Origin of the sequence: Methanospirillum sp., assembly GCF_035560735.1 — an archaeon.
GTDB lineage: Archaea > Halobacteriota > Methanomicrobia > Methanomicrobiales > Methanospirillaceae > Methanospirillum.
The window spans coordinates 1-3,713 of sequence record NZ_DATMYY010000332.1; the positions used below are offsets into that span (position 1 = coordinate 1).

4 protein-coding genes are annotated in these 3,713 nt (G+C 43.1%); 1 reads left to right on the plus strand and 3 read right to left on the minus strand.

Features of this window, described 5'->3' with window-relative positions:
- Positions 1-656, plus strand: a 656-nt coding sequence (locus VN429_RS09855) for a hypothetical protein (protein ID WP_325632772.1), incomplete at its 5' end; no start/stop codon positions are given.
- 18 nt (positions 657-674) lie between these two features.
- On the opposite strand, the gene VN429_RS09860 is transcribed toward VN429_RS09855, so the two are convergent.
- From VN429_RS09860 to VN429_RS09870, 3 genes are all read right to left on the minus strand, one after another.
- The gene (locus VN429_RS09860; protein WP_325632774.1) at positions 675-1,463 is read right to left on the minus strand and encodes an ABC transporter permease; all 789 of its coding nucleotides are present in this window, start codon (positions 1,461-1,463) and stop codon (positions 675-677) included.
- Positions 1,460-2,368, minus strand: a complete 909-nt coding sequence (locus tag VN429_RS09865) for an ABC transporter ATP-binding protein (RefSeq protein WP_325632776.1) — start codon at positions 2,366-2,368, stop codon at positions 1,460-1,462. The genes VN429_RS09860 and VN429_RS09865 overlap by 4 nt, the downstream gene beginning before the upstream one ends.
- Before the next feature lie 74 nt (positions 2,369-2,442).
- Complete coding sequence (locus VN429_RS09870; protein WP_325632777.1) at positions 2,443-3,504, minus strand: RMD1 family protein; 1,062 nt, start codon at positions 3,502-3,504, stop codon at positions 2,443-2,445.
- Positions 3,505-3,713: the final 209 nt, after the last annotated feature.

Consider the following 3,713-nt stretch of genomic DNA (forward strand, 5'->3'; position numbering starts at 1 on the left):
CAATAGCATCTGCTGATAGCCAGGAGTATTCAATTACAAAACATATCACAAATCCCGGTGATGTGATCGGTGAGACCTCCTGGTCAGACAATCTCCTGACTAATGGGGGAAAACTTGCTATAAACAAGAACTTTGACTTTGATTCAAAGAATCAGGCTGCAAGCACTTACAATATTCAGACCCAGAAAATCCTTACATATGATACAACCAATGGATCGCATATGCTCGGTGAGGAGAGTTATCTCCTAAATATTGCAGGCTCATACAAACCAGCTGATGATGATCTCCTTCGCTGTGTGTATGCAGCCAAAGACCTCACCTGGTTCCCTGCATTTTGTAATACAGTTCAGTCGAAGATCTCCTTTATGAATGTAAACCATGCACAAATATCAGAATCTGGTAATCTCCGGATGGTTGGCGAAGATCTGGTACCAGCCGGACTTAACTACCAGGTTGCAATCAGCCCGGATGCAAATTCAGGGGTTTTGGTCGCTGATGGTATTGTGAGAACTACTTTTAGTGGTTCTATCATGGAAGCGAGGGATAATCAGACCAACGTATCTGGTACAAATCAGTGGAAAGACCAAACAGGGGTAGCAGGTAATATGAGAAATTTCCAGAAAGTATTCTCATACCAGTCAGGACTCAAAATCTAACACGTATTCCTTTTTTTATTAAATAATCAGCCTACGGTCAAAGAGCCTGACTGCAATACTGGTTGCAACCACAATTCCTACAATAATCCATGCAATATTGACAGGCCATAACGGCATAGCTCCGCCAACCATAATTCCCCTGGTAAGTGTGACAACATGTGTTAGCGGAAGAGCGACAAATGCAAATACCTGCAATGGCTCTGGAAGAAGACTAAGTGGAAAGAATGTTCCGCTAAAAAGAAACATCGGTGCAATATAGAGGAGCGAAGGATAACTCAAAGCATCAATAGAAGGAGTAACTGCTGAGAAACATGCTGCAATCGCTGAGAAAAGGAATCCTGCTAAAAATGCCAGAGGAAGGACAACCAAACTCTGAGGAAGATCAGCAAGACCCAGAAGAGAAAGGATCAAAAGGATAGCAGCAGCTGATATTAGTCCCCGGGTTGCTCCCCAAAAGATCTCACCAATAACAATCTCACGCAAACGTATCGGAGTGGCCATCATTGCTTCAAAAGCCTTCCCATAATACATCCGGACATAGGTACCATACGCACATTCGAAAAATGAGGCGTTCATAACAGAAGCTGCAAGGATTGCAGGGGCAATAAAGCGGACAAATGAGATCCCATCAACTTCTCCTACATAAGTTCCGATACCAAATCCAATAGCCCCCAGGTAAAGAAGAGGTTCAACGAAAGGTGGGAGAAAGTTTACTTTGATATTCTTTAGAAAGACCAGTAGATTTCGAAACCACACATGATATGAATTGCGAAGAAACAGAATTATGTTATGATAAGTCCGGTTCATTCCCGAAGCCTCCTTCCAGTAAGCATTAAAAATACGTCCTCAAGACTTGCCGGTCTTGTAACAACCCTGACGCCCTGGCACTCTGAAAGTATCTGATCTGCAACCTGTCGAGGGGTTTTAGTCCTGATTTGAATTGTTTCATTAACGGACTCAAAGATAATTCCAAGAGAATTCAGGCAGTTGATTACTTCAGGTGTATGTTCAACCTCCACAATATCCATACCAATATGAGTATCTATCAGATCTCTTGGTGAACCTTCAACCAGAATCTTCCCATGATCCATGATCACCAGCCGGTCACAGAGCCTTTCAGCTTCATCCAGATAATGGGTTGTGATTACTATCGTGTTTCCCTGAGCACGGATATGCTGCAAGCGTTCCCAGATGTGGTGACGTGCCTGGGGATCCAGTCCGATCGTTGGTTCGTCAAGAATCAGGATCTCAGGATGATTGATCATAGCACGTGCCAAAAGCAGGCGCCGTTTCATACCCCCTGATAGCTGTTCAATGAGTGTGTCTCGCTTGGCAGTAAGCTCGAAAAATTCCAGAAGGTCTTCGGTTCTTGTGCGGGCTTCAACAGGTGTGATATTAAAAAATGACGCATAAATTTGCAAATTTTCAGCAACAGTCAGCTCATTGTCGAGGTTTGTTTCCTGGGGAACTACACCTAGGCGACTACGAATCTCCCTCCCTTTAAGATCAGGATCCATGGAGAAGATATGCAGTGAACCTGCTGTTCTGGGAGAGACGCACTCACAAATCTTCATGGTTGTCGTCTTCCCGGCCCCGTTTGGACCTAGGAATCCAAATAGTTCCCCTTTTTTTACCGAAAAACTGATACCATCAACTGCAGTCAGGGATCCATATTCTTTCCTGAGATCCACGGCTTCAATTATTCCAGACATTTTGTACCTGCACGTGTGAGGAAAACCCCGATTATTAGACTTTTTTTCTGGAGAGAGTAACTGCGCATCAAATCTTAATGTACACTCCTTAAGAGACCAAGAACACATTCCATAGCAATGAGAATAATAACTACCCATTCTAGGAAGTTTGAGTGTTGAATCCTGACTTCTTCAGAAAGCATCGAGTAGTTTTCGTGAATGACCTTAATCTTCCGGTCCACACTGTCACTCCACTGGCTGCTTCGCATCACCTTAAGGACAGTGGCATACACCCTGGCATAATAGACATCTTCCGTAACTTTGATCAGGTTATTCACTTTTTCTGTAATCTCTGATATCTCGGCATAGGTCTCCATCAACTGAGACATAATATGGTGGTATTGCCGCATCCTGCGAAGACGTGACATCCGGTCTGCCTGCTCAATATCATCGTACATCTTCTCCATCTGACGGTTGAGAACCCGGTCATAATATCTAAGTTCTAGTACCTGCACATTTGCAAACTCAATGAGATCAATGAGGTCTGTTGGATTTTCAGGATTGCAGAGAAGTGCTGAGTCATACGAGAGGATAGCAATATCATCAGCGGTGTAACTGTGTGTGTTTCTGACTATCTCCTCTCGCATCTGTGATGAAAACTGAGTTCTCTCTCCACTGAGGAGGACAGCAGGATCAATACTTTTGTCTATACGATCGGTGACATAAATCGTATAGTCTTCGAAAAAGTCAGACTGGATCGAGATATTTTTGATATGTGGTCCAAGAATCTCACCCAGATTCTTTAAATATGTACCAAAGAGATCTGACAATCCTTCATGTCCCGCAAAGAGCAGAGCCGTATCCTCCAGAGCAGATGAAGGTGCTTCTGGATCGTCATACAAAAAACAGAGACTTATTGCCCCAATATCATATAAACGGGCGATGACATGCAGGTTAAATGTAAAACCCTGACGCTCAACGCTCACCTCATGCATTTTGAGCATGAGCGGTGGGTCTTCCATCATAATAGATTTCGGATTGACCCTCAGAAAACTGGCCCTGGCAGTAAAGTAACTTCGTGCAAGTTCACGTTCGAGCTGATCGAGATCAATCTCCCTTCCAATATCATATATGCGGTAAAAACGGAGTGAAATCACTCTTACAACTCTCCTTCAGATCGTCCTATGAAAAACAGGACTCAATTGTATACATGAGTATGTTGGCAAAGGAGATACTCACATCGATCAAAAACTCGAATGCCCGAAAGCAATAATGCTTTATTATTTAATCGAAAATGCCTGAATGTGTATCAAGCATTCAATCAGGGCCTCGAAATGATAATTATGAGAATTGACCTTTATTGAAT

What these genes read in the sequence shown, in the direction of transcription:
- VN429_RS09860 (WP_325632774.1), bottom strand. Translation starts at nt 1,463, where the DNA reads ATGAACCGGACTTATCATAACATAATTCTGTTTCTTCGCAATTCATAT.
- VN429_RS09865 (WP_325632776.1), bottom strand. Translation starts at nt 2,368, where the DNA reads ATGTCTGGAATAATTGAAGCCGTGGATCTCAGGAAAGAATATGGATCC.